We start from the raw sequence: 25,472 nt of genomic DNA, 5'->3' as shown, positions 1-25,472 counted from the left end.
TCCCCGACGGCCTCCGTTCGCACGGTCGTGAGGTTGTCAGGTCCCTGTGGGACCACGAAACGGCCTGGCCGAGGCCGGCGTCATCGGCTGGTACCCGCTCGGTCCCGAGCAGATGCGGCCCTGTACGGCGGGCCGGGGCGGGCCTAACCTCGCAGCCAGGTGAGCACCCGGCCCTTCCCCACCCTGCGGACCGAGACCGTGGTCGGCGCGCCGCCCGAGAGGGTGTGGGACGTGCTGGCCGACTTCGAGGGGTGGGACGGGTGGAACCCCACCCTGTTCGGGGCCGACGGGCCGCCCCGGGCCGGGGCCGAGGTGAGGATGACGCTGCGCATGGGCCGGTTGAAGGTGCCCATGCGCCAGCAAGTCCGCATCGTCGACCCACCCCGCCAGCTCACGTGGCGCAGCCGCCAGATGGTGCCGGCGTCGCTGTTCGACGTGCTGCGCTCGTTCCTGCTCGAACCGGTGGGCGAGGACCAGACCCGGCTCGTCCAGACCGAGACGGCCACCGGGCTGCTGGCCCGGCCGGTCATGGCCGTCATCGGGCGGTCGGTGCGCCGGGGCTACGACGACCTGGCCGAGGCCCTGGCCCGCCGGCTACGGCCCGGAGCCGGAGCCTGAAGGGCGGCCCGGCCATGAGCAGGACGCCGGCCTGGGTCGGGCGCATCAACAGCCACGAACGGTTCACCCACGACAGCATCGACAGCCTGGGCTACGACTGGTCGAGGGTGGCCGAGCCCGCGGCCGCGCCCCGGTTCCCCCTGCGCGTCTACCTGCCCCAGACGACCGACGACGTGGTCGAGGTGCTCGCCGAGGCCAAGGCCTTGGGCCACGAAGTAACCGTCCGCGCCCACGGTCACTCCAGCAACGACCTGGTGGTGCGCGACCGGGGCACGGTCCTGCTCACCGAGAAGCTCGACCGCGTCCTCGAGATCGACGAGCAGGCCATGACCGTCACCGTGCAGGCGGGCTCGCAGTCGGCCGACGTCGACGAGGCCCTGGCTGCCCGGGGCCTGGGCCTGCCCGTCATCGGCGACCACGCCCACGTGACCACCGGGGGGTTCGCCTCGGTCGGGGGCATCAGCGCCTCGTCGTTCCGCCACGGGCTGTTCGTCGACCTGGTCACCGAGATCGAGTACGTGAAATGGGACGGCGAGGTACGCCGGGCCAGCCGCACGCACGACGCCGCCGAGCTCAACCAGGTGCTGCTCGGCCTGGGCCGCTACGGCGTCATCACCTCGCTCACCGTACGCGTCGAGCGGGTCGACAAGCACGCCACCATCTGGCGCAACCGTCAGAGCTTCTACCGCTCCCTGGACGCCTTCCTGGCGGCCGCCGGGGCCCTGCTGGCCGACCCCCCGCCCGAGGCCCGGTTCCTGCGGGGCATGTGGGTCGACGCCGGCCGCCTGGCCATCGGCCAGTTCTCCGTCTACGTCCCCGCCGAGCCCACCCCGGTGGCCCGCCTGGCCGACAAGGCGGCCTACGGCGCCCTCAACGGGATCGGCTACGTGGCCGGGCGCCTCCCCCCGGCCATCGACCGCGCCCTCAAGTACGTCGGCCTGGCCGGCATCGTGTTCGCCCCGCCCTTCGCCGCCCAGAAGAACGCCGAGTCGTTCTCCGACCGGGTCATCGACTCCACCGTGGGCGACCCCACCCGCTACCTGGTGGCCATCGTGCGCCAGCGCGACCTCGACGCCGTGGCCCGCCGGCTAAATGACCTGCTGCGCCGCTACCGCGACGACACCGGCTGCTTCACGGTCATCACCCTCTACCTCAAGGGCATCCGCTCGGCCCACCTGGCCGCCGGTCGCCCAGGCGACGACCAGTGGGTCGAAGTGCTGTTCTTCGTGGCCATGGCCCCCGACCGCATGACCCCCGCCCTGCTCGATCGCATCGTCGAGGAGTTCGACGAGATATGTGACCACACGGGCTCGCTGCGCTACATGCACTCGCGCACGACCCGAGACCCCGATCGCCGCCGCCGGCTCGACCCTCATACGCTGTGTTCCACCGCGGGGGAGGAGGTACCCGATGCGTGAGATCCCGCTGTTCACCCTCGACGGCGTACGCGACGCCGAGGTGACCACCCACTGGTTCTGGACCGAGGACAAGCTCGGCCTGTCGTTCACCCGGTTCCGCCGAGGGTTGCCCGACGAGGCCACCGAGGCGGTGATGATCGTCCACGGCCTGACCACCTCGACGGACATGTTCATCATGCCCGAGCACTACAACCTGGTCAGCTACCTGCTCGACAACGGCTACCACGACGTGTGGTGCCTCGACTTCCGGATGAGCAACCGCCACTCCTACAACCTCTTCGAGCACGAGTACACGATGGACGACGTGGCCCTCTACGACTACCCGGCCGCCCTGGCCGAGATGCGCCGCCACGTCGGCGACAAGCCCGTCCACGTGATCTCCCACTGCCTGGGGGCCAACTCGTTCGTCATGAGCCTGTTCGCCAAGGTGGTCGACGGGGTGTCGAGCGTGGTGGCCAACAGCGTGGCCCTCACCCCCCGCATCCCCCGCTGGTCGCACGTCAAGCTCACCCTCGGGCCCAACTTCGTCGAGCACGTGCTCGGCTTCCCCTACCTCAACCCCCGCTGGAGCCAGGACAAGGGCATCACCCGGGGCAAGCTCGTGAGCCGCTTCCTGTCCCTGTTCCACCCCGAGTGCGACGTGCCCGCCTGCCATATGCTGAGCGTGATGTGGGGGTCGGGACGCCCCGCCCTCTACCACCACGAGAACCTGGCCGAGGTCACCCACCGCCGCGGTGGCGACCTCTACGGGGCCACCAGCATGAACTACTACCGCCACGTGGCCAAGATGGTCAGGGCGGGACGGGCCGTCCGCTACGACGACCAGCCGGCCCACTCCCGCCTGCCGGCCGACTACCTCACCCACGCCCGAGACATCGAGACCCCGATGCTGCTGATGACGGGCGACGACAACAAGGTGTTCACCGACTCCAACGTCGTCTGCCACCAGGCCCTGGAGCGCCTGGCCCCCGGTCGCCACGAGCTGCACGTCTTCCGGGGCTACGGCCACCAGGACCCGTTCATGGGCGAGCGGGTGGCGGCCGACATCTTCCCCCGGCTCCTGGACTTCATCGAGAAGCACCGCAAGGACGAGCCTCAGCGTTTCGACCGGCCCCCCCTGACCGTCTGACGTGGAGGGCCTCCAGGGACGCACCGCCATCGTCACCGGGGGAGGCTCGGGCATCGGCCAGGCCATCGCCGTCAAGCTGGGCCACGAGGGCGCCAACGTGGCCGTCAACTACGTCGGCGAGCCGGGCGGCGCCGAGAGCACCCGCCAGGCCATCGACGAGGGCGTGGCCGGCTGCATCGACGAGGTCAACAACTGCCCCGGGCCGGGCCGGGCCGTCCTGGTCAGGGCGGACGTGTCCGACGAGGACCAGGTGAAGGCCATGTTCGCCCGGGCCCGGGCCGAGCTGGGACCGGTCGACTTCCTGGTCAACAATGCCGGAATCCAGTCGGCCCAGGACTCCCACCGGCTGGCGGCCGCCGACTTCGACCGGGTCATGGCCGTCAACATCCGGGGGGCCTTCCTGTGCGCCCGCGAGCACATCGCCGGCCTGCTGGAAGGCGGGCGCCCGGGGGCCATCGTCAACGTGTCGTCAGTGCACCAGGTCATCCCCAAGCCCCGGTTCCTGAGCTACGCCCTGAGCAAGGGGGCCATGGGCAACCTGACCACCACCCTGGCCCTGGAGTACGCCGGTCGCGGGATCCGGGTCAACGGCATCGGCCCCGGCGCCACGGTCACCCCCATCAACCGCTCGTGGCTCGACGACCCCCACAAGCGCGAGCAGGTCACGGCCAACATCCCCATAGGGCGGGCGGGCACGGCCGAGGAGATGGCCGAAGTCACAGCTTTCCTCCTCTCCGACGGAGGCGCCTACATCTGCGGCCAGACCATCTACGTGGACGGCGGGCTGACCCTCTACGCCGACTTCCGCTCCACCTGGAGCTCGGAATGAGCCGGCGGAGGGTGGGGCTCCAGTCCGGCGGGGTATATGCCGATACAGAGACCATGGGAAAGCCCACCACCACCATCTCCCTCTCGGGGCAACTGCTGTTCGCCGAGCAGGGCGAGGGCACAGTCACCATCGACTGCCTGCTGACTCGTGCCGGCACCGACGGGCCGTCGCTCCCGGTCACCCTGGAGGCCCGCTTCCCGGGACGCGCCCGGGCCCGCGCCGCCCTCGAGGTGCTCGACGAGTGGGCCAGCCGGGTCGCCACGGTCGAGGTGGTCATCCACGAGACGGCCAAGGGCCCGTCGGTCGAGATCGTCTCGGGCATGGCCCGCCTGGTGCTCGAACCCGAGCCTGAGGCCGGCCCCCAGGCCGACGCCGCCTGAGCCTGCTCTTCCCGGACGCGAGCCGTCCCGGGCCGGCCCGGTCAGGTGGCTGTGGCGCCCGCCCCACCGGCGGGCCTCAGGTCAGATGACCCGGACGTTCTGCGCTTCTTCGCCCTTGCGCCCGGGGGCCACGTCGAACTCCACCCGCTGGCCCTGTTCGAGGGTGCGGTAGCCCGACCCCACGATGTTGGAGAAGTGCACGAACACGTCGTCGCCCTGCTCCCGGGAGATGAAGCCGTAGCCCTTCTCCGCATTGAAAAACTTCACGGTTCCTGTAGCCACCTAGGTCTCTCTTCGCATCTCGGCGCGAGCGGTTCCATTGCCCGCTCGCGCCGAGATTGTAGGGCGAAGCCGCCCCGCGCACTACTGGTTGGCATGCCCCTTGGCCGGCCCGCCCATCCGTTCGTGGGCGTCGGCCATGCGCAGCCGCATCGAGGTGCCTTCGGCGCCGCCTTCGCCCTCCTTGTCGGGGCAGTTCTGGCCGTGACCGTGACCGTGGCCCCGGCCGGGGCGCTCGCCGGTGCCCTCCTGCTCGGCCGCGGGCGGCACGGTCGTCGTGGGGGCCTCGCTCGTCTGGGCACCCGACACGCCGGGCACTCCGACGACCAACGCTCCGGCGGCACCGGCGGCCAACGCTACGGACACGGCCGCAGCGGCCAACCAACTTCTACTGGGACGGGCCATGCACTCTCTCCTTGGTCGGTGGGACACCGGCACAGTCGGGCACCGACCTGAGCGCACGCTGGGTAGCGCCGGGGCGCAGGCTATGAACCGGTGGTCACCAGCCGGCCGGGGCCCGGGGCCGGGCCGGCGGGTCGGGGAGGTGGTGGTGCTCGGGCCAGCGGTCCGACGGCGGTGGCTCACCGAAGTGCTCGACCGGCTGGTCGGCCAGGGCGGCCCGCATGAAGGAGCCGAAGACCATGGCCGGGAACGTCCCGCCGTACACCCGGGGGTAACCGCCCACGTTGTACATCGGCACCCGGGCCTCGGGCGCCCCCATCCACACGGCGGTGGCCAACTGGGGCGTGTAGCCCACGAACCAGGCGTCGGCGTTCTCGTCGGTCGAGCCCGTCTTGCCGGCCACCGGCCGCCCGGGCACGATGGCCCCCGCGCCCGTCCCGCTGGAGACGGCCTGGGTCAGCACCGAGGTCACGGCCCGGGCGTGGCCGGCAGCCACCGCTCGTTCGGGGGCGTCCTCGTGCTCGAAGACAGTCTTGCCGTCGCGGTCCAGCACCCGCTCGATGAAGAACGGGTCACGCCGCTCGCCGTCGGCCGCCAAGGTGGCGTAGGCGGTGGCCATCTGCAGGGGCGTGACGGGCTCGCTGCCCAGCGTGATCGACAGGTGGGGCTGGAGCGGGTGGGTGATGCCCAGGCGCTGGGCCACGTCGACGACCTTCTCGGGCCCGACCAGCTTGATCAGACGGGCGTAGGCGCAGTTCACCGAGCTGGCCGTGGCCGACGCCAGCGTCATGGTGCCCCCGCCCATACCCTCGACGTTGCGGGGTGACCAGATCGGGTCGACGGCCACCGGGTTGTCGATGGGGCACGGGGCCGACCCCGAGATGGTGTCGTCTACTCCCATGCCCGACTCCAGCGCGGCCAGCAAGGTGAACGTCTTGAACGACGAACCCGTCTGGCGGCCGTCCCCGTCGGTCACCAGGTTGAACTTGGCCTGGTCGAAGTCCCGCCCCCCGACCAGGGCCCTCACCGCGCCGGTGCGGGGTTCGATGGCGGCCAGCGCGGCCGTGAACCCCCGGGGGTCGTCGGGCACGATGCGCTCCACCGAGGCGTGGGCCGCCTGCTGGGCCACGGGGTCGAGGGTGGTGTGGACCTGCAGGCCCCCGGCGAACACGGCCTGGTAACGCTCCTGGTCACTCTCGCCCAGCCACTCGGCACCCAGCAGCTCGAGCTTCACCTTCTCGGCGAAGTAGTCGGTGCTGCGAGGGCCGGGGTCGGGGGGCGGGGTGGGCAGGGGCTCGCTCTTGACCGCCTCGGCCTCCTCGGCGCCGATCTGGCCCAGGAAGTGCATGCGGTCGGCCACCAAGTCGCGCCGCTCGCGGGCCGCGTCCGGGTTGGTGAACGGGTCCGACCCGCTCGGGTAGCGGATCAGGCCGGCCAGCAGCGCCCCCTGGGCGAGCTCGAGGTGCTGGGCCTCCGTGCCGAAGTAGCGCTGGGCGGCCGCCTCCAACCCGTAGGCCCCGTTCCCGAAGTACACGCCGTTCAGGTAGCGCTCGAGGATCTCGTCCTTGGTGAACTGGCGCTCCATCTCCAGGGCCAGGAACGCCTCCCGCACCTTGCGCCCCAGCTCCTGCTCGGGCGTGAGCAGCTCGTTCTTGACGAGTTGCTGGGTGATCGTCGAGCCGCCCTGGGACACCTCGCCGTTCTGGACGTTGGCCACGGCCGCCCGCAGGATGGCCCGGGCATCGAGGGCGCCGTGCTCGTAGAAGCGCTCGTCCTCGGCAGCCAGCACGGCGGCCACGACGTGGTCGGGCACCTGGTCGAGGGGGATCGGTACCCGGTCCTGCTCGGCGTGCAGCTCGGCCAGCACGCTGCCGTCGCGGGCGTAGACCACCGAACGGGTGGCCAGGGGCGAGAGCTTGATGGGGTCGGCGGGGGCGGCCGTGGCCCCGTGGCGGGCGATCTCGCTGGTCGTGCGGGCCGTGACCAGCACGGCCCCGGCCACCGCCCCACCCACCAGCGAGACGGCCGTGGCCCACAGCACGACCACCCCGACCCCATGGCCCACCGCCCTCCAGAACCACGGCTCGACGGGCTGGTCAGGCCACTCGTCGGGCCCGTCGGGCCACTCACCGTCGGGCCACTGGAGCGGGCCTGGTCCGGCGGGAGCAGCGAGGTGTTCGGGGGCGTGGGCGACAGACACGGTCCCCGTGGTTCTTCCACACCTGCTCGCGGTTCAACCCTGGCGCCAATGCAGGCCACAATGCCCCAATGGCCAGCGCCTCCGAGATCGCCCTCGCCCTCGACCTCTCGCCCCATCCCGAAGGTGGCCGGTTTCGCGAGACGTGGCGGGCCCAGACGGGCGCCGGCCAGCGGGCCGCGGGTACGGCCATCTACTACCTGCTGGCCGCGGGCGAACGCGCCGCCTGGCACCGTATCGACGCCGACGAGCTCTGGCACTTCTACGCCGGCGACCCCCTGCGTCTGGTCGTGGCCGAGCCCGGCCGGCCCCCCACGACCCACGAACTGGGCCACGATGTGGCCGCCGGTCATCGCCCCCAGGCCGTCGTCCCCGCGGGCGCCTGGCAGTCGGCCTGGCCCCTCGGGCCGTGGGCGCTGGTGGGTTGCACCGTCTCCCCCGCATTCGAGATGTCCGGCTTCGAACTCGCTCCCCCCGGCTGGTCCCCCGCCCCCTGAGTACACAGGCCGTCGGGCCGGGTCGCCATCGCCGCCCGCCGGTTGCTGACACTGCGTACTGTGCAAGACGCAACCGGTGAGGTTGTCCCTTTGCACAAACCCGACTAGGGAGCGGGGGTCAGCCCCACTCTTCGCCGAGCATGGCTTCGAGACGTTCCTTGCGGCGAGGGCGCTCGGTCTTGGGCGTCTGCTTGGCCCGGCAGCGCCCGCTCAGGCCGTGGAGCCACAGGGCGGTCTGCTCGTCGTCCTCGGCCCCGGCCACGACGCGGGCGTAACACTCGGGGCAGCGAATTGTGGTTCTAGGCATCGGCTTGTGTGTAACGACCTCTGTGACCCTCGGACTGGCCCCCCATCAGGATACGCCCCCCAGAGAGTAAGTGCGGCCGGGGTTCAGGCCCGGCCGACCATGCGCTGCAGCAGGGAGCGCTGGAGCTCGGCTGGGAACGGGGTGTTGCGATCGATGAAGCTGGCCGAGAGCTGGGCCCGGCCCTTGCGGACGAAGACCAGGTCGATGTAGGTGCGGACCGCCGACCCGCCCGCCAGCGACATGGCCTGGACCCGGAAGGCCACCGTCTCGTCGCCGAACTGGGGCAGGTCGAGCCGTTCGATCAACGTCTCGGGGGCCGACTCGGGGAGCTGGCGCAGGAACTCGGCGTCGATCTGGGCCTTGCGGCACTGCAGGGCCCGGTCGGTGCGTAGGGCCTCGAAATCGGCCACGGCCGCCTCGACCGACTCCACCATCTGCGCGCTGGAACTGACCCGGCGGGTCTCCCGGGAGCTGAAGTCCTCGGACCCGGCCAGGGCGGTGCGGCCCTCCTCGGGGGGTGGGCGGCCTACGCAGGCCGCGAACGTCCGCCCGCTGGCGGCGGTGGCGTCCTCGGCCCCGGCGGGCACGGGGTCGGCCCGCCACTCGTCGGGGAAGTCGCTGAGCCGCAGGTTGGCCTCCTCGGCCACGGCTTGGTCGTCGCGCTCGCCCGGGCCGAGGACGTCGTCGCCCGGCCCGTCGCCCCCGCCCCCGCAGGCCACGAGCAGCACCAGCAGCAGCACAGCCGTCAGCCGCCTGGTCATCCCCGTGCCCCCCCGCTGAAGTGCCACGAAGCCAGGTGCAGCGTAGGCGAGAAGAACATCGACTCCCCGGCCAAGCGGCCGTCGTTGCCCACCGCCAGCACCCGCCCCGGGGCCAGGGCCTCGCAGTAGGACTGGGTGAAGCGCAGGTTGCGGACCGCGCTGGTCACCCGCCCGTCCTCGATCAGGAACGTGCCGTTGCGGGTCAGCCCGGTCACCACCGTCGTCTTGGGGTCGAGCACCCGGGTGTACCAGAAGTCGGTGACGAGCAGCCCCCGGCCCACCGAGGCCACGATCTCCTCGGGGGAACGTTCACCCCCCTCGAGCACGACGTGCGACGGCCCCGGCCCCCCGATCTCGCTGCCCGGCGACCCGTGGCCCGTGCTCTCGGCGCCCGCCGCCCGGGCCGTACGGCGGTCGTGGCACAGGCCCACCGCCACCCCGGCGCGCACCAGGTCGAGGCGCCGCCGGGGGGTCCCCTCGGCGTCGAAGGGCAGGCCGATCATGCGGGGATCGAGGGGGTCGTCGAAGATCGTGAGCCGGGGGTCGAGCTGCTGCTCACCCAGGCGGACGAACGACTGGCCTTCGGCGTGGGCCTTGGCGTTGAACCCGTGGCCCATCACGAAGTCGAGCACGTCGGTCACCGCCCCCGGCTCGAGCACCACCTCGTAGTCGCCGGGCTCGAGGTCGACCAGCTCGAGGCTGCGGCGGGCCTTGTCGGCCGCCCGCCTCCCGGCGGCCACCCCGTCGAGGTCGGCCAGCCGGGCCGAGACCTGCTGGGCCCCGCCGTCGGCCACCGGGCTGCGGTGGATGCCCTCGACCTGGGCGCGGGTAGTGCGGCCCCAGGCCCGGTGGCCGGCAGAGTTGGCGAAGGCCACTTCGTGGCCCGCCGTCTGGCAGAAACCGGCCGCCTCGAACCCGTCCCGCCTGCCCTGGTCGACGAACCCCTTGACCACCGTGGCCCGCGCCCCGGGTTCGGCCACGTGAGTGGCGGCGTCGTAGCGGGGGTCGGCGCCGGGTCGGGGCTGGGCCGTCACCGGCCCGCCGGGCGGCACCAGGCCCGGCCACTCGGGGTCGGGGGGCCGCAGGGCGGCGGCCGCCAACGCCCGCGCCACCATGTCGGCCAGGCCGGTCGAGAGCAGGCTGGTGCCGGCGGTGGCCTGGCGGCCCCCGACCACCACCTTGAGCCGGGCCCACTGGCTGTTGTCGGCCACGTTCTGGTGGATGAACGAGTTGGCGAACCGGGTCAGCCCCGAGCGCCCGGCCGACACCGTCACCTCGGCCTCGGCCCGGTCGCCCACGAGCTCCAGCACCCGGGCGCACGTGGCCAGCAACAGCGACGGGTCGTGGTCGGTCACGCCCCGGCCCGGCTCCTCACGCCCACGCGGGCGCCCCGGAAGCGGGCGGGCACGGCCGGGTGGCCGGTGTGGCCGTACTGCATGGGCTGGCCCTTGCCGCAGTTGGGCGTCCCCCACAGGTTCCACTCGGCCGGCCCGCCCAGCATGTCGAGCGAGGCCCAGAACTGGGGCGTGATGCCCGTGTAGGTCGGGTTGCGCAGCAGGCGGCCGCGCCGGCCGCCCTTGATCTCGTAGCCCACCTCGCAGCCGAACTGGAAGTTGAGGCGCTTGTCGTCGATCGACCACGAGCGGTTGGTCTCCATGAAGACGCCGTCGTCGGTGGCCGCGATCATCTCCTCCAGCGACGACGAGCCGGGCAGGATGCCCACGTTGGTCATCCGCACCATGGGCAGGCGGTCCCACCCCTCGGCCCGCACCATGCCCCCGGGGGCGACCCCGCAGATCGAGGCCGTGTCCCGGCCCGACAGCACGCCTACCCAGATGCCGTCGCGCACGATGTCCACCCGTTGGGCCGGCGTGCCCTCGTCGTCGTAGCCGAACGTGCCCAGGGCACCCGCCAGGGTGGCGTCGGCGGTGATGTTCATCAGTTCCGAGCCGTAGCGCAGCGTGCCCAGCCGCCCCAGTTCGAGGAACGACGTACCAGCGAACGCGGCCTCCCACCCCAGGATGCGGTCGAGCTCGATGGCGTGGCCCACCGACTCGTGGATCTGCAGGGCCAGTTGCTCGGAGCCCAGCACCAGATCGGTGGTGGCCGCCGGGCACTCGGGGGCCGACAGCAGGGCCACCGCCTCCTCGGCCACCCGCCCGGCGTTGCCCACCAGGTCGAGCGCCCGCACCAGCTCGAAGCCCCGGGTGCCGTAGGCGCCCCCCACGCCCCCGTAGGACCGCCGCTGGGTCTCGTGCTCGCCCACCGCAGTGGCGCTCATGGTCGCCCCCGTCTCGACCAGGTGCTGGAAGATGCGGTGGCCCTCACTGGAGACGAACCACTTCTGGGTGTCCCACGAGCTCAGGTAGGCCTCGCCCACGGTCACGCCCTTGACGGCCGCCATGGTGGAGGTGGCCGCGATGACCAGGTCGGCCCGTTCGGCCAGGCTGACCTCGAAGGGGTGCTCCTCCCAGCCCGAGGACCACTGGGCCTCGACCGGGGTGGACGCCGCCAGGTGCAGCGGTGGGCCGGGCACGAGGGCCGACGCCTTGGCGATGGCGGCGGCGTCGAACCCGGCCGTGCGGGCCGACGCCTCCGACGGCTCGGCCACCGCCATGAACCCCCACGACGAGCCGATCAGCGCCCGCACGCCGACCCCGCCCGACTCGCTGCGGCGCAGGCCGTCGAGCACGCCGTTGCGGGCGTGCAGCCCCTCGGAGGTGTTGACGCCGAAGCGGGCGTCGGCGTAGGTGGCCCCGGCCGCCAGCGCCCCCTCTACCGCCGCCTGGGCGTACTCGAACAAGCTGCCCTACCCCCGGGGCGCCGACGGCCCGCCGGGTGCCATCAGGCGGTCGACGAGACCCCGCCCGCGCCCAGCACCGCTTGGGCGGCCGCCAGCCGGGCGATCGGGACCCGGAAGGGCGAGCACGACACGTAGTCGAGGCCGGCCGCGTGGAACAGGGTGATCGACTCGGGGTCGCCCCCGTGCTCACCGCACACGCCCACTTTGAGCCCGGGCTTGGTCGAGCGCCCCTTGCGCACGGCGTCGGCCACCAGCTCGCCCACCCCGTCAGGGTCGATGGTCTCGAACGGGTTGCGCTTCAGGAGGCCCTTCTCGAGGTAGGTCGACATGAGCCGGCCCTCGACGTCGTCGCGGCTGAACCCGAACACCATCTGGGTCAGGTCGTTGGTGCCGAACGAGAAGAAATCGGCGGCCTCGGCGATCTGGTCGGCCCGGATCGCAGCCCTGGGCGTCTCGATCATGGTGCCGATAGTCACGTCGATGCCGGCCGCGACCGCCCCCACGGCCTCCTCGACCCACGAGCGGGCCAGGGCCAGCTCTTCGCGGCTCACCGTGAGGGGGATCATGATCTCGATGACGGGCCGGCCCCCGGCCTCGGCCCGCTCGGCGGCCGCCTCCATGAGCGCCCGCACCTGCATGGCGTAGAGGCCCGGCTTGATGACCCCGAGGCGAACGCCCCGGGTGCCCAGCATGGGGTTCATCTCGTGCCAGAGCTGGGCCGCCGCGTAGGCCGCCTTCTCGTCGGAGGTGAGCGAACCGGTGGCCTCCTTGACGGCCAGCTCCTCCACCCGAGGCAGGAACTCGTGCAGCGGGGGGTCGAGCAGCCGGACCGTGACGGGCAGGCCGTCCATGGCCTCGAGGATGTCGAGGAAGTCGGCCTTCTGGGCCTGGCGCAGCTCTTCGAGGGCGGCCGTCTCCTCCTCGGGGGTGTCGGCCAGGATCATGCGCCGCACGATGGGCAGGCGGTCCCCCAGGAACATGTGCTCGGTTCGGCACAGCCCGATGCCCTCGGCCCCGAAGTCGCGGGCCACGGTGGCGTCGGCCCCGGTGTCGGCGTTGGCCCGCACGGCCATGGTGGCGGCGCGGATCTCGTCGGCCCAGCCCAGCACAGTGTTGAACTCGGCCGGGGGCTCGGCCTGGCTGAGAGCCACGGCCCGGCCCACGACCCGGCCCGTGGACCCGTCGATGGAGATCACGTCGCCTTCGCTGAACGTGCGCCCGGCGGCCGTGAACGTGCGGTCGGAGATGCGCACGGCCTCGGCCCCGACCACCGCGGGCTTGCCCCAACCCCGGGCCACCAGGGCGGCGTGGCTCACCAGCCCGCCCCGGGCGGTGAGGATCCCCTGGGCCGCGGCCATGCCGTGCACGTCCTCGGGCGAGGTCTCGTTGCGCACCAGGATGACCTTCTCGCCCCGGCCCGCGGCCGCTTCGGCGTCGTCGGCCGTGAAGTACACCCGGCCTACGGCCGCCCCCGGGGAGGCAGCCAGGCCGGTGGCCACCACGTCGGCCGCCGGGTCCTCGCCGAACTGGGGGTGAAGCACGTTGTCGAGGTGGTCGGGGGTGACCCGCATGACGGCCTCGGCGTGGGACAGGTGGGTGCGGGGGTCGTCGCACATCTCGACGGCCATGCGCAGGGCGGCCACCGCCCCCCGCTTGCCGACTCGGGTCTGGAGCATCCAGAGCTTGCCCTGCTCGATCGTGAACTCGGTGTCGCACATGTCGCGGTAGTGGCGCTCGAGCCGGTCGAAGATGCCCAGGAGCTGCTCGTACCCATCGGGGAACAGCTCGCGCATGTCGTCGAGCTTGAGCGTCTGGTGGGTACCGGCCACCACGTCTTCCCCCTGGGCGTTGACCAGGAAGTCGCCTTGGGGGGCGGCTTCGCCGGTGGAGGGGTCGCGGGTGAAGCCCACGCCGGTGGCCGAGTTGGTGTCGCGGTTGCCGAACACCATCGACTGGACGTTGACGGCCGTGCCCAGGTCGTGGGGGATGCGCTCGTGCTCGCGGTAGACAATGGCCCGCGGACCGTTCCACGAGCGAAAGACCGCTTCGATGGCCCCCTGGAGCTGGTCCGCCGGGGCCTGGGGGAACGGTTCCCCCGTGCGGGCCAGAACGACGTCCTTGTAGGAGTCGATCAGCTCCATCAGCACGTCAGGGGGCAGGTCGGCATCGGCCGCCACACCGGCAGCCGCCTTGGCCTTGGTGAAGAGCCCCTCGAAGTCCGACCCGGGGATGTCGAGCACGATGCGGCCGTACATCGACACGAACCGGCGGTAGCTGTCGTAGGCGAAGCGCTCGTCGCTCGTCTGGGCGGCCAGGCCCCGCACCGACTCGTCGTTTAGGCCGAGGTTCAGGACCGTGTCCATCATCCCGGGCATGGAGAACTTGGCCCCCGAGCGCACGCTGACCAGCAGGGGGTCGGCCGGGTCGCCCAGGCGCTTGCCCATCGTGGTCTCGAGCCGGGAGAGCTGGTCGGCCACCTCCTCGGACAGTCCCTCGGGCCAGCCTGCGACCATGTAGGCGCGGCAGGCGTCGGTCGTGATCGTGAACCCGGGGGGCACGGGCAGGGAGAGGACCGAGGTCATCTCCGCCAGGTTGGCCCCCTTGCCCCCGAGCAGGTGCTTGAGGTTCATGGGGGGTTCGGCGTGTTGATGGTCGAACGCGAAGACGTACGTCAAGGCCAGAGGTCTCCTTGGGCGATTGGCTCGGGACCGAGCCTACTGCCCGTGTGACCCCGCCCGATTGAGGAGGCTGGTGCCTTTCGCGTTCGGCGCTGCGCGCCGAAGCGGCCGACCTACCCCCCACCAGCACCTTTGCGATGCCGCCGAGCCGCGAACTGGGCGGTCGGCCGCCGAAAGAGGGTTTAGACACCACCCTCCTAGGAACGTGACGCCGACCGTGGGCCCCGCCGGCCCCGCCCCGGCTACTTGCCGCGCTTGCGCCTGATGGGCGTGTGCGCCCCCGAGGGAGCCGGCTTGCCGTCGGGAGTCGACTGGCGCACGTACTCCCCGTTGGGGCCCCACCGCACCCACACCGAGCTCTGGACCTCGGTGTGCGACCCGGTGTTGCCGCCGTACTCGTCGGGCCGGCCGGACCCGCCGACGGGGTACTTGGCCCAACGCTCGGGCTTGCCGCCCACGCTCCACGGGCGCTGCCACGCGCCACACGACGGGCAACGCCGCTGGTTGAGGGCGACCGGCTTGCTGCACGCGGTGCAGTTGCCGCCGGCTGGGGCCCTCGAGCTGAAGACCGGCGTGTGCTCACCGTTGTGCTGGCCGTGACCTGACTCGCTCACAGTTCACTCCTGCTTCGTGTTCCGTCCCGACATACCGCGTTGGGCCGGCAGTTTAGCGGCCGAGAGTTCCGCTGTCAGCCATAGAGACGAACCCGTAACTCCTCGGCCACAGCGTCGATCGGCACCCGCTCCTGGGAGAGCGAGTCACGGTCGCGGATCGTTACCGCCCGGTCCTCGATCGACTCGAAGTCGACGGTGACGCAGTACGGAGTGCCGGCTTCGTCCTGGCGGCGGTAGCGGCGCCCGATCGACTGCGTCTCGTCGTAGTCGGTGGAGAAATGGCGGCGCAGGAGCTGGGCCACCTCGCGGGCGGTCGGCGTGAGCTCGGCCTTCTTGGACAGCGGAAGCACGGCCACCTGGTACGGAGCCAGCCGGGGGTGGAGGCGCAGGACCGTGCGCTTCTCGCCACCCACGTCGTCCTCGTCGTAGGCGGCCAGCAGGAAGGCCATCATCGAGCGGCCCACGCCCGCCGCGGGCTCGATGACGTGGGGGGTGTAGCGCTCGCCCGACGCCTGGTCGAAGTACTCCAGCTTCTCGCCGCTGAAGGTCGAGTGCTGGGTCAGGTCGTAGTCGGTGCGGTTGGCGATGCCCTCGAGCTCGCCCCAGCCCCACGGGTAGAGGAACTCGACGTCGGCCGTGCCCGCCGAGTAATGCGACAGCTCCTCGGGGTCGTGGTGGCGCAGGCGCAGCTTGTCGGCCGGGATGCCCAGGTCGCGGTACCAGGCCAGCCGCTCGTCGCACCAGTACTCGAACCACTTGGCGCCCTGGTCGGGGGGAACGAAGAACTCCATCTCCATCTGCTCGAACTCCCGGGTGCGGAAGATGAAGTTGCCGGGCGTGATCTCGTTGCGGAACGACTTGCCCTGCTGGGCAATCCCGAAAGGGGGTTTGCGCCTGGCCGTCTGCAGCACGTTGGCAAAGTTGACGAAGATGCCCTGGGCCGTCTCGGGGCGCAGGTAGGCGATAGCGCCCTCGTCCTCCACGGGGCCCACGTGGGTCTTGAACATGAGGTGGAAGGGCCGGGCCTCGGTCAGGTCGCGGCTGCCGCAGCGGGGGCACTGGTCGGCGATCTGGTCGGCACGCGAGCGCTCCTTGCAGTTGCGGCAGTCGACCAGCGGGTCGGTGAACGTGGCCAGGTGCCCGCTCGCCTCCCACACCTTGGGGGCCATGAGGATGGCGGCGTCCAGCCCCACGATGTCGTCGCGCTCGGTGACCATGGCCCGCCACCACGCCTCCATGACGTTGCGCTTGAGCAGCACGCCCAGCGGCCCGTAGTCGTACGTGGACCGGAAGCCGCCGTAGATCTCGCTCGACGGGAACACGAAGCCGCGGCGCTTGCACAGGTTCACAACCTGTTCAGTGAGGTCCATGGCCGGTCAGGCTACGCGCCCCACGCCCCCGGGCCGGGAAAGCGGCCGGCGCAGCGGGGCAGGGGGTGGCCCGTCACGAGGCCCGGCGGACGAGAGAACGGGCGCCAGCGGCGACCGCCCCGAGGTCGCCCGGCGACCCCCGGTCCCGCGACCAGGCAAGCAGCCAGTGCCTTGTGCGACCAGGTCACCGGTACGCCGGCCACGCGGTACACCCCTCCCCCGACGCGTACCCACCGTCCCGAACGCACTCGCTGGTGCACCATGCGATCGGTCAGCCCGGCGTCACGGGCCTGGGTACGGGTCACCAGGCCGAGTTGCCGTGCGAACACGGCGGTCAGCTCGTCGTCGCCCATGGCCGTACCGTACCGAAACGGTGTGACAGTGAGTAAAAATGTACCGGAGAGGTTCATTTTTACTCAATCGTGGCCGGCCCCGCAGCCGGGCCGTCGCCGGGAGAAGGCGGCGGCGGGGTGGGGTCAGGCGCGGTCGAAGGTGTGGACGGAGCGCAGGCGGCGCTCGAGGTGGTGTTCGAGGGCCTTGGTGGCCAGGCGGTCGACCTCGGCCGTGGCCCGCCCCGGCGGCTCCCCCAGGACGGGCCCCAGTTCGCCGCCCAGGGCCCGGCGGACGAGGGCCAGCCCGTCGGCCGACAGGGCCACGGCCGAGACCCGGCCGGCGCACAGCCGGCAGAGGGCTCCGCCTTCGGCCACGTCGAAGGCGACCAGTTCGCCGGCCGTGCCACAACCCGCGCACTGGTCGAGCACGGGGTGGAACCCCTCCAGCGACAGCACCTTGAGGAAGAAGGCGGGCACGAGCATGGGGCCGTCGTGGGCCGACAGGGCCCGCAGGGCGCCCAGCAGCATGGAGTACAGCCGGGGAGCGGCGTGGCGCTCCTGGGCCACCTGGTCGGCCACCTCCAAGAGAGAGGTGGCCTTACCCAGGCGGTCGAGGTCCTCGCGCAGGTCGCGGAACGAGTCCAGGGTCTCGGCCTGGGTCACGATGTCGAGCTCCCGGCCCTCGTACAGCAGCAGCGAGACGTGGGTCATCGGTTCGAGCCGTCCCCCGAAGCGGGACTTGGTCTTGCGTACGCCCTTGGCCACGGCCCGCACCTTGCCCCGGCCGCCGGTGAGGAACGTCACGATGCGGTCGGCCTCGCCCAGGCGCATGGTGCGCAGCACCACCCCCGTCTCCCGGTAGAGGCTCACCCGATGGCCCCGAACCGGCGGTCGCGCCGGCGGAACTCCTCCACCGCCTCGAACAGGTGGCGGCGTCGGAAGTCGGGCCAGAGCACGTCGCAGAACACCAGCTCGGAATAGGCCAGCTCCCACAGCAGGAAGTTGGATATGCGGTACTCGCCCGACGTGCGGATGACCAGGTCTGGGTCGGGCATGTCGGGGTCGTAGAGGTGCGCCCGGATGGCCTTCTCGTCCACCTTGTCGGCGGCCACGCCCGAGGCCACCAGGGAGCGCACGGCGTCCACGATCTCGGCCCGGCCGCCGTAGTTGAAGGCGATGTTGAGCGTCATCGTGCGGTTGCGCCGGGTGAGATCGAGGGCCTCGTCCATGCGGCGCAGGATGCGCCGGGGCACACGCCAGTCGCGCCGGCCCAGGAAGCGGATGCGCACCCCCCGCTCGTTGAGCTCGTCCCGGCGGCGGACCAGGATGCCCTCGTTGAAGTTCATCAGGTAACGGACCTCGTCGGCCGGTCGCCGCCAGTTCTCGGTGGAGAAGGCGTAGACCGTGAGCCACTTCACCCCCAGTTCGAGGGCGCCTTCGACGGCGTCGAACAGCGACTCCTCGCCGGCCGCGTGGCCCTCGATGCGGGGCAACCCCCGGGCCTGCGCCCACCGGCCGTTCCCGTCCATCACAATTCCTACATGGACAGGAGCCGGAGGCGGGGGCGGGTTCACGGGCCAGAGCGTACGGGTACAGCCCGCCCATGAAGGCCAAACTGGCCCGGTTGGGCGAACGGTGGCCCTGGCTGGGCTGGGTGCTGAAGGCCCAGGACCGCTACCGCGAGCTCAACGGCAACTACCTGGCCGCGGCCGTCACCCTGGCCGGCTTCTTGTCGCTGTTCCCGCTGCTGCTGGTGGGACTGGCCGTGCTCGGGTTCGTCTCGGCCGGGCGGGTCGACCTCGCCGGTGACCTGGTCGAGCGTCTGGGCCTGACCGGGGAGGCGGCCACCTTCGTCGGCGACCTCATCCGCCAGACCGAGAACAGCCGCCAGGTGGCGTCGGTGGTCGGGCTGGCCGGCCTGCTGTGGACAGGCCTGGGGGCGGTGGCCGCCGCCCAGTACGTGCTCAACGGCGTCTGGCAGGTGAAGGGCCGGGGCCTGGCCGACAAGGCCCGGGGCGTGGGCTGGCTGGCCGGCGCCGGGCTGCTGCTGACCGTGTCCTTGGCGGCTACGGCCGCGGCCGGGCTGCTGCCTCCGTGGCTGGCCGTGGTCGGGCCGTTGGCCGCCCTGGCCGTCGACGTGGCCCTGTGGACCTGGACGTTCAAGGTGCTGACCAACCGGTCCCTGCCCTGGCTGGCATACCTTCCGGGAGCGGTGGTGGGCGCCGTGGGCTTCGGCGTCCTCAAGGCCGTGGGGGGTTTCTACGTACCCCGCCTGGTGGCGTCCGCGTCGGTGCTCTACGGCTCGTTCGCGGTGATCTTCGCCATCTTGGCCTGGCTGCTCTTCTTCGGGCGGCTGGTCGTCTACGCGGCGGTGGCCAACGTGATCGCCTGGGAAGCCCGCCACGGCACGGTCACCGTCGAGCTGGCCGTGCCCAAGGTGGCCGGCGAGGTGCCGGTGGAAGCCACCCGGGCGGGCGAGGCCAGCCCCGCTACGTCGGGCCCTGGGCCTGGGGGGTGACCGGGGCCGCGCCCAGGACGGCCCGGGTGGCGGCCACGTCGCGGCCGACCTGCTCGACCAGGGCGTCGACCGAGCCGTAGCGCTCCTCGTCGCGCAGCCGGGCCACGAACCGCAACCGGGCCGCCTCCCCGTAGAGGTCACCGTCGAAGTCCAGCAGGTGGGCCTCGACCAGCGGGCCGGCCGCCCCGTCGGTGAACGTCGGTCGCAGCCCAACGGACACGGCCGTGGGATGGACCGAGCCGTCGGGCCGCTGGTACCAGCCCGCGTAGATCCCGATGGCGGGCAGCAGCAGGTCGGAAGCCACGAACAGGTTGGCCGTCGGGAACCCGAGGTCGCGGCCCCGACCGTCGCCGGCCACCACCTCGCCCCGCACCTCGAAGGGCCGCCCCAGCAGGCGGGCCGCCAGGTCCACGTCGCCGGCCGCCACCGCCGCCCGGGCGGCCGTCGAGGACACGGGCCGGTCGAGGCCGTCGACGGCCACCAGCCCCAGCCCCACCGTCTCGAACTCGGCGAAAGCGGCCAGCAGTTCGACATTGCCCCGCCGGTCGCGCCCGAAGTGGAAGTCCTCGCCCACGACCACCAGGCGGGCCCCGAGCTCGTCGACCAGCACCTCGCGCACGAAGTCCTCGGGCTCTTCCTGGGACCGCTCCTTGTCGAACGGCACCACCAGCGTGCGGTCGACGTAGCCGGTGGCAGCCAGCGCCTCCAGCTTCTGGTCGAGGCCGGTGAGCAGCTTGGGCGCCGAGCCTGGACGGACGACCGTCGCGGGGTGGCGGTCGAAGGTCACGACCACCGTCTCCAGGCCCCGCGCCGAAGCCAGCCGGCGCAGGGCGGCCAGCACGGCCTGGTGGCCGAGGTGCACACCGTCGTAGGCCCCGATCGTGACGGCCGTGCCTTCTCCCATGGCCGCCAAGCTAGAACGACCCGGGGCGGCTCGATGGGAAGACGACCGCCGGTTTCACCGTCGTGGCCGTGAACGCCTCGTAGACGGCCAGCAGGCGCCCATCGGGCCCGACCACCGCCCACGGCCCTTCCGGCGCGCGCCCCCGGGCGCCGCCCCGGCCGGCCCTGTCCTCCCCGGCCCTGCTAGCGCCTCCCGGCGGACCACCATCCCGCCCGCCTGCCCCGGTGCCATCGCCGTGGCCCGGCCCGCCACCGGCCACGTCCCTGTCACCGGTCCCGGCCTCACCCGCCTCGCCGCTGGCCCAGCCGGGCTCATCGCCGCTGGCCCGGGCGGGGATGCCCAGGACCGAGCGTTCGAGCACCTTGCCGTGGCCCACGGCGGCCAGCAGGTCGTCGCCCTCGACCTCCACCACGGGCCGGCCCCGGAGGGCCTCGACCGGGGGGCGCACATCGGCCCGGGTGAGCCGGTCGAGGGGCACGGCTTCGGCCTCGCCGAAGGGGCCCACCGCCGTACGGCGCAGGGCCCGCAAGTGGGCGCCACCCCCCAGGGCCTCCCCCAGGTCGGCGGCCAGGGAGCGCACGTAGGTGCCGGCCGAGCACGTTACGTGGGCCGACAGGGCCCCGGGGGCCGGCCCCGGCGCCACGTCGAAGCGGTACACGGTGACGGGCCGGGGCGCACGTTCGACCTCCACGCCCTCCCGGGCCAGCTCGTGCAGGCGCCGGCCACCGACCTTGAGGGCCGAGACCATGGGCGGGACCTGCTCGATGGCGCCCGTGAAGCGTTCGGCGGCCACCCTGGCGGCCAGCTCGGGGGTCACGGCCGCCATGTCCCACTCCCCCACGACCTCGCCCGAGGCGTCGAGGGTGGACGTGGCCGTGCCCAGCACGATCTCGCCCACGTAGGACTTGGGCAGCTCGGACAGGAAGCGCAGCAGGCGGGTGGCCTGGCCCAACCCGACCAGGAGCACGCCGGTGGCGTCGGGATCGAGGGTGCCCCCGTGGCCCACCCGGCGCTGGCCGAACAGCCGCCGGCACCGGGCCACCACGTCGTGGGACGTGATGCCCGCGGGTTTGTCGACCACCACCAAGCCGTCGACGTCGGACGGCCTCGACTTGGCCCGGGACAGGCCGGCCGCCCGGGCTCAGCCGCCGCTGACGAGGGGCAGGCGGGCCCGGACAGCCTCCAGCACCTCGCGCACGGGCCGGTCGGACGAGAACCCGGCAGCCGCTCGGTGGCCCCCGCCGCCCATGGCCACCGCCACCTGGCTGACGTCGAAGTCGCCCACGGCCCGCAGGGAGACCCGGGTGCACTCGGGGGTCTCCTTGATCACGCACGACACGTCGGCCTCGGCCGTGCGGCGCACCAGGTCGATGAGGCCCTCGGTCTCCTCCACGTCGACCCCGAAGCCGTCGAGGTCGTCGAGGGTCACCCAGGTGGCCACGAACCGGCGGTCGGGGTCGTACTCGGCCCGGGCCAGGGCGACGGCCGCCAGGCGCAGGTAGGCGAGCCGGTGCTTCTCGAACAGTTGGCGGTTGACGTCGCCGATGGGCAGGTCATAGCCGGCCAGCTCCTGGGCCAGGGCGAAGACGGCCGGCGTGGTGTTGTCGTACTGGAACCGGCCGGTGTCGCACACCAGGCCGGTGTAGAGGCAGAGGGCGGCATCGCGCGTAAGGGGCCACCCCAGCACGCCGGCCAGGCGGCGTACCACCACGGCCGAGGCGGCCGCGTCGGGGTCGATCACGTTGATGGTGCCGTAGCCGTCGTTGGACACGTGGTGGTCGATCACGATCAGCTCGCCGGCGGCCTTGGCCGGCCCGGCCAGCTCGCCCAGGCGGTCGAGCGACCCGCAGTCGAAGGTGACCATCACGTCGGGAGCGGCCGGGAAGTCGCCGGGCTTGGTGGCCAGCTCCAGGCCGGGCAGGAAGTCGTAATGAGGGGCCACGATGAACGGCTGGGGCCACGAGGCCACCACCTTGCGGCCCTGGGCACCGGCCAAGTGGGCCATGGCCAGCATCGAGCCCAAGGCGTCGCCGTCGGGCATCTGGTGGCAGGCCAGGGCCAGGGAGGGCGCCGAAGCGATCACCTCGGCGGCGCGCTCTAACTCGGGCGTCATGGGTTGTCCTCCACCCCCGGAGCAGGGGGTTCCCCAGCGGTCTGGTGCAAGCCCCGGAGTATCTCGTCCACTCTAGTCCCTACGGCTATAGCGGGGTCCGCGACAAAGGCAAGTTCAGGGGTGTGCTTCATGCGCACCTGGCGGCCGATGGCGGCCTGGAGCCGCACCCGGTGCTCGGCCAGGGCAGCCCCGACCTCGCCGGCGGGCTTCAAGCTGTCGAACCAGACGACGGCGTGGCGCAACCCGGCGTCGACCTTGACCCCGGTGACCGTCACCAGCTCCAGGCGTTCGTCGTCTATGCGCTCGAGCTGGTCGGCGATCACCTCGCGCAGGGTCTCGTTGACGCGGTCGAGCCTCGAGTACCGGCGGTCGGTGGCCATATCACCCATCTCCTTCGTAGGTCGACCACTCGGTGCCGAAACTGGAGACCTCGATGTCGGGCCTACTCCACAACCAACGCTCGGCCGCGGCCACAACTTCCGCGGCGTGGGCGTGGGTCTCGGACACGACCGCGAACCCTACGAGAGCGCGCTGCCACTTGTCCTGGTAGCCCACCTCGGCCACCGACAGCGAGAAGCGCTGGCGCAGCCCCTCGACCACCGGCTTGACAGCCGCCCGCTTCTCCTTGAGCGACCGGCTGTGGGGGACGTGCAGGTCGACCTGCACCACCGCGACATGCACGGGCACGAGGCTAACTGCGGGGGACTTCGCGCTCCTCGTAGGTCTCGATGATGTCGCCCCGGCGCAGGTCCTGGAAGTCGGTCAGACCGATGCCGCACTCGAAGCCGGTGGCGACCTCCCGGGCGTCGTCCTTGAAGCGCTTGAGGGACTGGATGGCCCCGGTCCAGATGACGACGCCCTCACGCAGGAACCGGACCTTCGACCCCCGGGTGATGACCCCGTTGCGGACGTAACACCCGGCGATGGCCCCCACCTTGGGGACCCGGAAGATCTCCCGGACCTCGGCCTCGCCCGTGACTACCTCGACGAACTCGGGCTTGAGGAGCCCGACCATGGCCTTTTGGATGTCCTCGATGACCTGGTAGATGATCTGGTAGGTACGGATCTGGACGTCGGCCTGTTCGGCCAGGTCGCGGGCCTTGCGGTCGGGACGCACGTTGAAACCGAGGATGGTGGCGTTGGACGTGGCCGCCAGTTGTACATCCGACTCGCTGATCCCACCCACGGCCCGGTGCAGGAACGCCAGCTTGACCTCGTCGCGCTCCAGCTTGCGCAGGCTCTCGGTGAGGGCCTCCAGCGAACCGTGCACGTCGGCCTTGAGGATCAGGTTCAGCGTGGCCATCTCGCCCCGCTGGATCTGCTCGAAGATGTCCTCCAAGCGGACGGCCCCGTGGGCCGCGGGCATGTGCCGCTCGGTGCGCTGGGCCCGCAGGCGGCGGCGATGGGCGCGGGCCTCGGCCACCGTCTGGGCCAGCTTGGCGTCGGGGGCCACCCGGAACTCGTCGCCCGCGTCGGGGACCTCGTTGAGGCCCAGGACCTGCACGGGGGTGGAGGGCGGAGCCTCCTTCACCTGCGCACCGGTGTCGTCTATCAGGGCCCTCACCTTGCCCCAGGCCGCGCCGGCCACGATCGGGTCACCGACCCGGAGCGTGCCCCGCTGCACCAGGACGGTGGCCACCGGCCCCCGGCCCACGTCGAGGTTGGCCTCGAGCACCACGCCCCAGGCCCGGCCCTCGGGGTTGGCCACCAGTTCCTCGACGTCGGCCACGACCAGGAGCTGCTCGAGCAGTTCGTCCACGCCCAGGTTCTGGAGGGCGCTGACCTCGACCATGATCGTGTCGCCGCCCCACTCCTCGGGCACCAGGCCCAGCTCGGAGAGCTGCTGGCGAACGCGGTTGGGGTCGGACTCCTCCCGGTCGACCTTGTTGATGGCCACCACGATCGGCACCTCGGCCGCCTTGGCGTGGTTGAGGGCCTCGACCGTCTGGGGCATCACGCCGTCGTCGGCGGCCACCACCAGGACGGCGATGTCGGTGGCGTCGGCTCCCCGGGCGCGCATGGACGTGAACGCCTCGTGGCCCGGGGTGTCGATGAAGGTGATGAGCCGCCCGTCCTTGTCGGCCTGGTAAGCACCGATGTGCTGGGTGATGCCACCGGCCTCGCCGGCGATGACATTGGCCTCGCGGATGCGGTCGAGCAGCAGCGTCTTGCCGTGGTCGACATGGCCCATGACGGTGATGACCGGGGGCCGGGGCCGCAGGTCCTCCTCGTCGTCCTCGTCGTAACCCAGCAACGCCCGGAAGGCGACCTCCTGCTCCTGGCCCGGGTCGACCAGCAGGACGTCGGCGCCGATCTCGGCGGCGAACAGCTCGATCATGTCGTCGGACAGCGACTGGGTGGCCGTGACCATCTCACCCTGCTGGAGCAGGAAACGGATGACGTCGGCCGCCGTGCGGTTCAGCTTGGGGCCCAGCTCCTGGGCCGTGGCCCCCCGCTCGATGACGACCTCTCCCTCGGGGATGGGTGCGTCCGAACGGGTGTAGGTGGTCGCCTGGGTCGGCTCCAGCTCCTCGAAGCTGCGGCGCCGGCGGCGGCGGCGCTGGGGGGGGCGCCGGCCCTGACCAGGACCGCCGGGACGGCCGGGACCTCCCGGGCGCCCGGCTCCACCGGGACCTCCGGGGCCGCCGCCAGGACCGCCTCCGGGGCGGTAACCGCCACCTCCGCCGCCGGGACCTCCGGCCGGGCGGCCGAAACCACCCCCGCCACCGGGCCGGGCACCGCCTCCGGGCCCGCCGCCGGGACGAGACGGGCCACTGCCGGGACGGCTAGGACCGGTGCCGCCGGCGGGACGCGGGCCACCGCCGGGACGGCCGGCACCGCCGGGACCTCCCGTAGTGGGCCGGCCGCCGGGAGGCGGTGGGATGGCGCGGCCCGAGGCCGAGCGGGGCGGGCCACCGGGCGGGGGCGGGATCGGGCGGCCGGAGGCCGAGCGCAGACCGGGCGGCGGCGGGATCGGGCGGCCGGTGGGTGAACGGGGGGCGCCACCGGGGGCGGGCGCACCGGGACGGCCGGCTCCCGCGGTCGAGCGGGCCCCGCCCGGACCACCCTGGCCGGTAGCCGGGCCCGACCGGGACTGGCTGGGACGGCCCTGCCCGGGAGCACCGGCCGAAGGCCCACGCCCAGCGCCGTGCTGGCCCTGGCCGCCGGGGCCCGGCTGGCCGGTGGCGGTCGCCGGCCGGGGACCGGTCGGCCCGCCCGGCTGCCCGCCCTGCGGTCCACCCTGTCCCGCCTGTCCGGGCTGACTGGCCGGGCTGGCCTGACCTGGCTGTCCGGGACCGTGGGCCACCTGGCCCGAGGGACCG

26 protein-coding genes are annotated in these 25,472 nt (G+C 72.4%); 7 read left to right on the top strand and 19 right to left on the bottom strand.

Annotated features, from left to right (window positions below):
* Window positions 1-159 precede the first annotated feature (159 nt).
* From AB1673_13200 to AB1673_13180, 5 genes are read left to right on the top strand one after another with little or no spacing between them, the layout of a single operon-like run.
* Window positions 160-618: an SRPBCC domain-containing protein gene (locus tag AB1673_13200; protein MEW6154926.1), complete on the top strand. Its 459-nt coding sequence runs from the start codon at window positions 160-162 to the stop codon at window positions 616-618.
* 14 nt (window positions 619-632) lie between these two features.
* Window positions 633-2,036 (top strand): FAD-dependent oxidoreductase, encoded by a 1,404-nt coding sequence (locus AB1673_13195; GenBank protein ID MEW6154925.1) that lies wholly within the window; start codon window positions 633-635, stop codon window positions 2,034-2,036.
* A complete protein-coding gene (locus AB1673_13190) occupies window positions 2,029-3,165 on the top strand; it encodes an alpha/beta hydrolase (GenBank protein ID MEW6154924.1) in 1,137 nt (378 codons plus the stop codon). The genes AB1673_13195 and AB1673_13190 overlap by 8 nt, the downstream gene beginning before the upstream one ends.
* A gap of 1 nt (window position 3,166) precedes the next feature.
* Complete coding sequence (locus AB1673_13185; GenBank protein MEW6154923.1) at window positions 3,167-3,994, top strand: glucose 1-dehydrogenase; 828 nt, start codon at window positions 3,167-3,169, stop codon at window positions 3,992-3,994.
* Between the two features lie 53 nt (window positions 3,995-4,047).
* Window positions 4,048-4,374, top strand: a complete 327-nt coding sequence (locus AB1673_13180) for a hypothetical protein (GenBank protein ID MEW6154922.1) — start codon at window positions 4,048-4,050, stop codon at window positions 4,372-4,374.
* Window positions 4,375-4,455: 81 nt separating this feature from the next.
* On the opposite strand, the gene AB1673_13175 is transcribed toward AB1673_13180, so the two are convergent.
* The 3 genes from AB1673_13175 to AB1673_13165 form a co-directional block, all read right to left on the bottom strand.
* On the bottom strand, window positions 4,456-4,656 hold the full coding sequence (locus AB1673_13175; protein MEW6154921.1) for a cold-shock protein: 201 nt from the start codon (window positions 4,654-4,656) through the stop codon (window positions 4,456-4,458).
* 81 nt (window positions 4,657-4,737) lie between these two features.
* A complete protein-coding gene (locus AB1673_13170; protein ID MEW6154920.1) occupies window positions 4,738-5,019 on the bottom strand; it encodes a hypothetical protein in 282 nt (93 codons plus the stop codon).
* 133 nt (window positions 5,020-5,152) lie between these two features.
* Window positions 5,153-7,255, bottom strand: coding sequence for a PBP1A family penicillin-binding protein (locus AB1673_13165; protein ID MEW6154919.1), 2,103 nt, complete (start codon window positions 7,253-7,255; stop codon window positions 5,153-5,155).
* A gap of 68 nt (window positions 7,256-7,323) precedes the next feature.
* Here AB1673_13165 and AB1673_13160 point away from each other — a divergent pair, with 68 nt between their 5' ends.
* A complete protein-coding gene (locus AB1673_13160; GenBank protein MEW6154918.1) occupies window positions 7,324-7,749 on the top strand; it encodes a cupin domain-containing protein in 426 nt (141 codons plus the stop codon).
* 118 nt (window positions 7,750-7,867) lie between these two features.
* Here AB1673_13160 and AB1673_13155 read toward each other — a convergent pair whose 3' ends face one another.
* From AB1673_13155 to uppS, 10 genes are all read right to left on the bottom strand, one after another.
* Complete coding sequence (locus tag AB1673_13155) at window positions 7,868-8,056, bottom strand: hypothetical protein (protein ID MEW6154917.1); 189 nt, start codon at window positions 8,054-8,056, stop codon at window positions 7,868-7,870.
* Window positions 8,057-8,139: 83 nt separating this feature from the next.
* Window positions 8,140-8,844: a hypothetical protein gene (locus AB1673_13150; GenBank protein MEW6154916.1), complete on the bottom strand. Its 705-nt coding sequence runs from the start codon at window positions 8,842-8,844 to the stop codon at window positions 8,140-8,142.
* A complete protein-coding gene (locus AB1673_13145; GenBank protein MEW6154915.1) occupies window positions 8,814-10,172 on the bottom strand; it encodes a TldD/PmbA family protein in 1,359 nt (452 codons plus the stop codon). The genes AB1673_13150 and AB1673_13145 overlap by 31 nt, the downstream gene beginning before the upstream one ends.
* Window positions 10,169-11,620, bottom strand: coding sequence for a TldD/PmbA family protein (locus tag AB1673_13140; GenBank protein ID MEW6154914.1), 1,452 nt, complete (start codon window positions 11,618-11,620; stop codon window positions 10,169-10,171). The genes AB1673_13145 and AB1673_13140 overlap by 4 nt, the downstream gene beginning before the upstream one ends.
* A 41-nt stretch (window positions 11,621-11,661) precedes the next feature.
* The gene (gene ppdK / locus AB1673_13135; GenBank protein ID MEW6154913.1) at window positions 11,662-14,295 is read right to left on the bottom strand and encodes a pyruvate, phosphate dikinase; all 2,634 of its coding nucleotides are present in this window, start codon (window positions 14,293-14,295) and stop codon (window positions 11,662-11,664) included.
* A 245-nt stretch (window positions 14,296-14,540) separates the two neighbouring features.
* Entirely contained in the window at window positions 14,541-14,912 is a 372-nt protein-coding gene (locus AB1673_13130; protein MEW6154912.1) for a hypothetical protein, read from the bottom strand.
* 74 nt (window positions 14,913-14,986) lie between these two features.
* Window positions 14,987-16,282: a glycine--tRNA ligase gene (locus AB1673_13125; protein ID MEW6154911.1), complete on the bottom strand. Its 1,296-nt coding sequence runs from the start codon at window positions 16,280-16,282 to the stop codon at window positions 14,987-14,989.
* A gap of 11 nt (window positions 16,283-16,293) precedes the next feature.
* Complete coding sequence (locus AB1673_13120) at window positions 16,294-16,635, bottom strand: type IV toxin-antitoxin system AbiEi family antitoxin domain-containing protein (GenBank protein MEW6154910.1); 342 nt, start codon at window positions 16,633-16,635, stop codon at window positions 16,294-16,296.
* Between the two features lie 123 nt (window positions 16,636-16,758).
* Window positions 16,759-17,484 carry a DNA repair protein RecO gene (gene recO, locus AB1673_13115; GenBank protein MEW6154909.1) on the bottom strand — a complete coding sequence of 242 codons (726 nt, stop codon included), beginning with the start codon at window positions 17,482-17,484 and terminating at the stop codon, window positions 16,759-16,761.
* Window positions 17,481-18,188 carry a polyprenyl diphosphate synthase gene (uppS, locus tag AB1673_13110; protein ID MEW6154908.1) on the bottom strand — a complete coding sequence of 236 codons (708 nt, stop codon included), beginning with the start codon at window positions 18,186-18,188 and terminating at the stop codon, window positions 17,481-17,483. Before uppS ends, recO begins: the two co-directional genes overlap by 4 nt.
* 29 nt (window positions 18,189-18,217) lie before the next feature.
* Here uppS and AB1673_13105 point away from each other — a divergent pair, with 29 nt between their 5' ends.
* Window positions 18,218-19,132, top strand: coding sequence for a YhjD/YihY/BrkB family envelope integrity protein (locus AB1673_13105; protein MEW6154907.1), 915 nt, complete (start codon window positions 18,218-18,220; stop codon window positions 19,130-19,132).
* Here the strand turns inward: AB1673_13105 and AB1673_13100 are convergent.
* Genes AB1673_13100 through infB form a run of 6 tightly spaced genes read right to left on the bottom strand, consistent with a single transcriptional unit; the run spans window position 19,104 to window position 25,456 of the window.
* Window positions 19,104-20,036 carry a bifunctional riboflavin kinase/FAD synthetase gene (locus AB1673_13100; GenBank protein MEW6154906.1) on the bottom strand — a complete coding sequence of 311 codons (933 nt, stop codon included), beginning with the start codon at window positions 20,034-20,036 and terminating at the stop codon, window positions 19,104-19,106. The genes AB1673_13105 and AB1673_13100 overlap by 29 nt on opposite strands.
* Window positions 20,037-20,046: 10 nt before the next feature.
* Window positions 20,047-21,120, bottom strand: coding sequence for a tRNA pseudouridine(55) synthase TruB (gene truB / locus AB1673_13095; GenBank protein MEW6154905.1), 1,074 nt, complete (start codon window positions 21,118-21,120; stop codon window positions 20,047-20,049).
* A gap of 57 nt (window positions 21,121-21,177) precedes the next feature.
* Window positions 21,178-22,149, bottom strand: a complete 972-nt coding sequence (locus AB1673_13090) for a DHH family phosphoesterase (GenBank protein ID MEW6154904.1) — start codon at window positions 22,147-22,149, stop codon at window positions 21,178-21,180.
* Window positions 22,146-22,529, bottom strand: coding sequence for a 30S ribosome-binding factor RbfA (gene rbfA, locus AB1673_13085; GenBank protein ID MEW6154903.1), 384 nt, complete (start codon window positions 22,527-22,529; stop codon window positions 22,146-22,148). The genes AB1673_13090 and rbfA overlap by 4 nt, the downstream gene beginning before the upstream one ends.
* Before the next feature lies 1 nt (window position 22,530).
* Complete coding sequence (locus tag AB1673_13080) at window positions 22,531-22,830, bottom strand: DUF503 domain-containing protein (GenBank protein ID MEW6154902.1); 300 nt, start codon at window positions 22,828-22,830, stop codon at window positions 22,531-22,533.
* 10 nt (window positions 22,831-22,840) lie between these two features.
* Entirely contained in the window at window positions 22,841-25,456 is a 2,616-nt protein-coding gene (infB, locus tag AB1673_13075) for a translation initiation factor IF-2 (protein MEW6154901.1), read from the bottom strand.
* Window positions 25,457-25,472: the final 16 nt, after the last annotated feature.

The organism is Actinomycetota bacterium (genome assembly GCA_040754375.1).
Classification (GTDB): Bacteria; Actinomycetota; Acidimicrobiia; order Acidimicrobiales; family AC-14; genus JBFMCT01.
The sequence above is the reverse complement of the archived record's forward strand: the minus strand, read 5'-3'. Positions and strand labels throughout refer to the sequence as shown.

What these genes read in the sequence shown, in the direction of transcription:
- AB1673_13120 (MEW6154910.1), bottom strand. Translation starts at nt 16,635, where the DNA reads ATGGGCGACGACGAGCTGACCGCCGTGTTCGCACGGCAACTCGGCCTG.
- rbfA (MEW6154903.1), bottom strand. Translation starts at nt 22,529, where the DNA reads ATGGCCACCGACCGCCGGTACTCGAGGCTCGACCGCGTCAACGAGACC.
- AB1673_13190 (MEW6154924.1), top strand. Translation starts at nt 2,029, where the DNA reads ATGCGTGAGATCCCGCTGTTCACCCTCGACGGCGTACGCGACGCCGAG.
- AB1673_13195 (MEW6154925.1), top strand. Translation starts at nt 633, where the DNA reads ATGAGCAGGACGCCGGCCTGGGTCGGGCGCATCAACAGCCACGAACGG.
- AB1673_13180 (MEW6154922.1), top strand. Translation starts at nt 4,048, where the DNA reads ATGGGAAAGCCCACCACCACCATCTCCCTCTCGGGGCAACTGCTGTTC.
- AB1673_13090 (MEW6154904.1), bottom strand. Translation starts at nt 22,149, where the DNA reads ATGACGCCCGAGTTAGAGCGCGCCGCCGAGGTGATCGCTTCGGCGCCC.
- AB1673_13155 (MEW6154917.1), bottom strand. Translation starts at nt 8,056, where the DNA reads ATGCCTAGAACCACAATTCGCTGCCCCGAGTGTTACGCCCGCGTCGTG.
- AB1673_13100 (MEW6154906.1), bottom strand. Translation starts at nt 20,036, where the DNA reads ATGGGAGAAGGCACGGCCGTCACGATCGGGGCCTACGACGGTGTGCAC.
- AB1673_13105 (MEW6154907.1), top strand. Translation starts at nt 18,218, where the DNA reads ATGAAGGCCAAACTGGCCCGGTTGGGCGAACGGTGGCCCTGGCTGGGC.
- AB1673_13160 (MEW6154918.1), top strand. Translation starts at nt 7,324, where the DNA reads ATGGCCAGCGCCTCCGAGATCGCCCTCGCCCTCGACCTCTCGCCCCAT.
- AB1673_13125 (MEW6154911.1), bottom strand. Translation starts at nt 16,282, where the DNA reads ATGGACCTCACTGAACAGGTTGTGAACCTGTGCAAGCGCCGCGGCTTC.